This window comes from Micromonospora sp. DT31 (assembly GCF_049841795.1).
Classification (GTDB): domain Bacteria; phylum Actinomycetota; class Actinomycetes; order Mycobacteriales; family Micromonosporaceae; genus Micromonospora.
The window spans coordinates 1-5,218 of record NZ_JBNCKZ010000045.1; the positions used below are offsets into that span (position 1 = coordinate 1).

General features: G+C 71.5%; 2 protein-coding genes and 1 pseudogene. 1 reads left to right on the plus strand and 2 read right to left on the minus strand.

Annotated features, from left to right (window positions below; genetic code table 11):
• Positions 1 to 3,593 (plus strand): SDR family NAD(P)-dependent oxidoreductase (locus tag ACLQ2X_RS28250; RefSeq protein WP_425684118.1); only part of this gene is annotated, 3,593 nt, incomplete at its 5' end.
• A gap of 83 nt (positions 3,594 to 3,676) precedes the next feature.
• Here the strand turns inward: ACLQ2X_RS28250 and ACLQ2X_RS28255 are convergent.
• Together ACLQ2X_RS28255 and ACLQ2X_RS28260 are read right to left on the minus strand one after the other, a co-directional pair.
• Positions 3,677 to 4,834: an acyl-CoA dehydrogenase family protein gene (locus tag ACLQ2X_RS28255; RefSeq protein ID WP_425684119.1), complete on the minus strand. Its 1,158-nt coding sequence runs from the start codon at positions 4,832 to 4,834 to the stop codon at positions 3,677 to 3,679.
• 69 nt (positions 4,835 to 4,903) lie between these two features.
• A pseudogene (locus ACLQ2X_RS28260) lies at positions 4,904 to 5,218 on the minus strand (hypothetical protein); the annotation flags it as partial.

The following is a 5,218-nucleotide window of genomic DNA, read 5'->3' on the forward strand; positions in this document are numbered from 1 at the left end:
AACCCATCAACTGGACCCACCCACCCACACCCACCACCACCCTCCCCACCTACCCCTTCCACCACCACCGCTACTGGCCCCGACCCCCCCACCACCACACCACCAACCCCACCGGCCTCGGACTCGACCCCACCACCCACCCCCTCCTCAGCGGAACGGTGGACCTGCCGGACAACGACGGACTGCTCCTCACCGGCCGCCTGTCCATCGAGAGTCATCCGTGGCTCGCCGAGCACGCCGTGGCCGGCACCGTCCTACTCCCCGGCGCCGCCTTCGTCGACCTCGCGTTGCACGCCGGTCAACAGGTGGACTGCGACCACATCGACGACCTCACCATCGAGCAGCCGCTCACCCTGACCCCGGACGGCCAGGTGCAACTCCAGGTGCGCCTGGACGGGCCGGACGCGTCAGGTCGGCGGTCGCTCAGCATCCATTCGCGGACCCACCTGGACAACGACCGCCAACCGTGGCTGCGGCATGCCGTCGGCGCGCTGTCCCGGAGCCCGGTCCCCGCCGTCACCGTGGACGGCGAGTGGCCGCCCGCGAGGGCTGAGGCGGTCGACATCGAAGGCCTGTACCCGCGGCTCGCCGACAAAGGGCTTGAATACCTCGGCGTCTTCCGGGGTGTCCAGGCGGTGTGGCGTCGCGGTGCGGAACTGTTCGCCGAGGTGTCCCTGCCGGCCCAGCATTCCGCGGCGGCCAGGTTCGCGGTCCACCCGGCGCTGCTCGACGCGGCCCTGCATCCCCTCGCCGCGGCTGACGACGGGGTGCGGTTGCCCTTCGCCTGGAACGGCGTGACCTTGCGTGCCACGGGTGCCACCTCGGTACGGGTCCACCTGGCACCCGGGGAACACGACGAGGTGCGGATCACGGTCACCGACCCGGCGAACGCCGCGGTGCTCACCGTCGACGCGCTCAGCGCCCGCCCGGTCGACCCCCAGCGGCTGTCCGCCGAACGGGAACGGGTCGAGTCGCTGTTCGCACTCGACTGGGTCCCCGTCTCCGGGAGTGCGGACGCCGTATCCACCGGCCCGTGGACGGTGCTGGGCGGACACGGGGGAGAGGGCCTGGCGGACGCGCTCTCCGCCGCCGGGGTGCCGATGTCGACGGACCGGGCAGCGGCACGGACGCACGTCCTTCCCTACGTCGCCGGCGCGGTCGACGGCCCGGTTCCGGCTGTGACCCGCGGACGCCTCACGACGCTGCTCTCCGACGTCCAGCAGTGGTTGGCGGATCCCGCGCACGACGACAGCCGGCTCGTGGTGGTCACCCGGAGGGCTGTCGCCGCGCAACCCGGTGAGGCGATCACCGATCTGGCCGGCGCCGCCGGCTGGGGCCTGCTCCGCTCGGCCCAGAACGAACACCCCGACCGTATCGTGCTGATCGACCTCGACGCGGTCGCGGTAAGCGGGGCCGCGTTGCCGGCCGCGGTCGCGTCCGGCGAACCCCAACTCGCGGTACGGGACGGTGCGTCCCACGCCCCCCGCCTCGCCGAGGTCGACGCGCTGCCCACTCTGGTGCCCCCGGCGGCGGCGTGGCGCCTCGCCGCGACCGGAAACGGTTCCCTCGGGATGGTCCTGGCGCCGGTCGACGACGCCGACGAGCCGCTCGGTGCCGGCGAGGTGCGGGTGGCGGTCCGCGCGGTCGGTCTGAACTTCCGCGATGTCCTGCTGGCCCTCGGCACACTGCCCGACGACCCCCGGCCGATCGCGGCGGAGGGGGCCGGGGTGGTCTTGGAGGTGGGTCCGGGCGTCGACGCGCTACGGCCCGGTGATCGGGTGATGGGTCTGCTCAGCGGCGGAGCCGGGCCGGTGAGCACCGCCCAACAGGAGATGCTGACCACGATTCCGGACGGCTGGTCGTTCGCCGAGGCGGCCAGCATGCCGGTGGTGTTCCTCACCGCGTACCGCGGCCTGGTCGAGATCGCGAAGATGCAGCCCGGCGAGTCGTTGCTGCTGCATGCCGCCGCCGGCGGGGTCGGGCTGGTCACCGTCCAGCTCGCGCGACACCTCGGGGTGGAGGTCTTCGGCACGGCGAGCCCGAGCAAGTGGGACGCGCTGCGGGAGTGCGGTTTCGACGACGCCCACCTGGCGTCCTCACGGACCCTCGACTTCGAGGGCCACTTCCGCGTTGCGGGCGTCGACGTGGTGCTCAACTCGCTCGTCGGGGAGTTCATCGACTCCTCCCTGCGGCTGCTGCGCCCCGGAGGCCGGTTCGTGGAGATCGGCAAGTCCGACTACCGCGACCCCGACAAGGTCGGCGCCGATCATCCCGGGGTCACCTACCGGGCGTTCGACGTGTTGGACACCGACCCCGCGTACATCCAGCAACTGCTCCGGCAGCTGCGCGCCTGGGGTGAGGAGGGGGTCCTGCGGCCGCTGCCGGTCACCGCGTGGGACATCCGCCGGGCCCCGCAGGCGCTGCGGTATCTGGCTCGCGGAAAGAACATCGGCAAGGTGGTCCTCACCCTCCCCCGTGATCTCGATCCGGCCGGCACGGTTCTGGTCACCGGTGCGACCGGGACGCTCGGTGGGTTGCTCGCCCGGCATCTCGTCACCCGGCACGGGGTACGTCACCTCCTCCTCACCGGCCGGCGCGGTGCCGACGCCGAGGGGGTCGGGGACCTGCTCGCCGACCTGTCGCTGCTCGGGGCGAAGGCCCAGGTTGTCGCCTGTGACACGGCCGACCGGGCGGCGCTCGCCGAGGTGCTGACGCGGATTCCCGCGGCACATCCGTTGACCGCCGTGGTGCACGCCGCCGGCGTACTCGCCGACGGCACGTTCGACGCCCTTGACCCGCAACGGCTGGAAACGGTCCTGCGGCCCAAGGTCGACGGCGCGTGGCACCTGCACGAACTCACCCTGGACGCGGATCTCGCGGCTTTCGTGCTCTACTCCTCGGCTGCCGGCACGTTCGGCACGCCGGGGCAGGCGAACTACGCGGCGGGGAACGCCTTCCTCGACGCGCTCGCCCGCCATCGGCACCGCAGTGGCCTGCCGGCGACCAGTCTCGGTTGGGGTCTGTGGACCGCCACCAGTGCCCTGACCAGGGATCTCGACGAGGCGGATCTGGGTCGGCTGGCCCGGACCGGCAGCCTGCCGTTGAGCACTCCGGAAGGGCTTGCGCTCTTCGATTCGGCTCTCGGGCTCGACCATGCCGCGCTGTTGCCGGTGAAGCTGGACCTTCCCGCGCTGCGGGAACGGGCCGGTGAGCAGACGGTGCCGGCCCTGCTCAAGGGCCTGGCCGGCCCGGTGCGGCGGCGGGTGGCGGCGGTGCCCGCCGCGACCGTCGACACCCAGTCGTGGACCGCGCGGTTGGCCGCGCTGGATCACGCCGATCGGCGGGACGCGCTGCTGACCCTGATTCGCTCGGAGGCTGCCGCGGTCCTCGGTCACTCCGGCCCGGATGCGATCGGGGCCGAGAACCCGTTCGGCGACCTGGGCTTCGACTCGCTCACCGCGGTGGAACTGCGCAACCGGCTCAACGTGCGAACCGGGCGGCGGCTGCCGGCCACCCTGTTGTTCCGCTACCCCACTCCCACCGCGTTGACCGCATATCTCGCGGCCGAGGTGTTCGGGGACGCGCAGGGTTAGCCCGACGCCCGCGTGGCCGGGCGCGGTCCGTGAGCACGGACGCGCCCGGCGACGTGGGTGTGGTGCCGCGGCTTCGCAGCGCGTCAGGTGCGCTTCGACACCGGCACGACGTAGCGGCTGAAGAGGAGGTCGCGCAGGACGTCGTCGCCACCCTCGACGATCGACACGTACCGCATGTCCCGGACCAGCTTGCCGATCGGGCTCTCGTGGGTGTACCCGAGACCGCCGAACATCTCGGAGCCGACGCCGGCGATCTGCCAGCCCGCCTGCCCACAGAAAATCTTGGCGGCCAGGGCCGACTTGAGGGTGCCCCGGCGCAGGAACTCGTCGGCGGCGTCGGGACGCTCGAGGATGGCGTCGAACTCGCGGGCGGCGGCCCGACACTGGCTACGCATCACCTCGATCTGCATCTCCATCTGGCCGAGCTTGGCGGCGAACACGGCGTTACCGGTCAGCGGCGCGTCCCGGAGGGTCTTGGTCTTGGCGTAGTCCATGCAGAGGTCCCGGATCCGGCGTGCGGTCCCGAGTGCGGTGGTGGCGATGAGGATGCGGCTGGCGTTGAGGCCGACCTCCAACACCCGCAGGCCGGGGCCACGGAGGGCGTGATCGGCGGGAACCCGGCAGTTGTCGAAGCTCACCTGGTACGTACCGGAGGAGCGGAGGCCGTTCATCTCCCACCGCTTGACGATCCTCACCCCCGGGGTGTCCCTCGGTACGACGACCGCCGCCACGCCGGAGGGGTTGTCGGTCGAGCGGGCGATGACGACGAGGAAGTCGGCGAAGGCAGCGTTTGTGGAAAAGTACTTGTCCCCGTTGATGACCAGGGCGTCCCCGCTGCGGACCGCGGTGGTGGTGATCTTCGCGAGTTCACTGCCCGCCGCTTGTTCGCTGCCCACGGTCGCGCAGAACGTGCCACCGTCGACCATCGGTTTGAGGTAGCGCCCGCGCAGCTCCTCCGTGCCGTAGAGGGAGACCATGCTGGTGCCCAGTACGGAGATGAACAGCGTGAACGCGGCGCCGGCGTCACCGTAGGACAGTTCGGAGACCACGTCGACGCTGTCCTCGAGGCCGAGCCCCAGGCCGCCCCACTCGGCGGGGAGCCACCAGTTGGCCAATCCGGCCTCCTGGAACCGGCGGTACAGCGGCAGGGGTGCGTCCGCGAAGGAATCGAGGTACGCCTGCTGGTCGACCAGCTCGGTGCGGGCGAAGGTCCGTACCCGGTTGACTACATCTGCGGTCATGGTTCTCCTTGTCGCGGTGGCGACGTGCGGCTGATGCGGGAGGGGCTGAGCGGGGTGGGGCTGGGCCGTTCAGCCGAGTTCGTTGTCGATGAAGGCGAACAGCTCGTTGTCGTCGGCGGTGTCCATGCTGGCCAGCACGGTGCCTGTCGTCGGGGCCGCGGGCCGTAGCCGGGTGAGCATCTGCTGGAACGCGTGCGCGGCCACGTCCTGGGCCTGCGGGTCGTCGAGGGCGTCGACCAGGGCGGCAACGCGGTCCAGCTCGGTGCGGATCCGATCGGCTGGCGATTCCGGTGGCGGCAGAAGCTGGCGCAGGATGTGGTCGGCGATGGCGGCGGGAGTCGGATAATCGAAAATCAACGTCGCCGGCAACCGCAACCCCGTCAC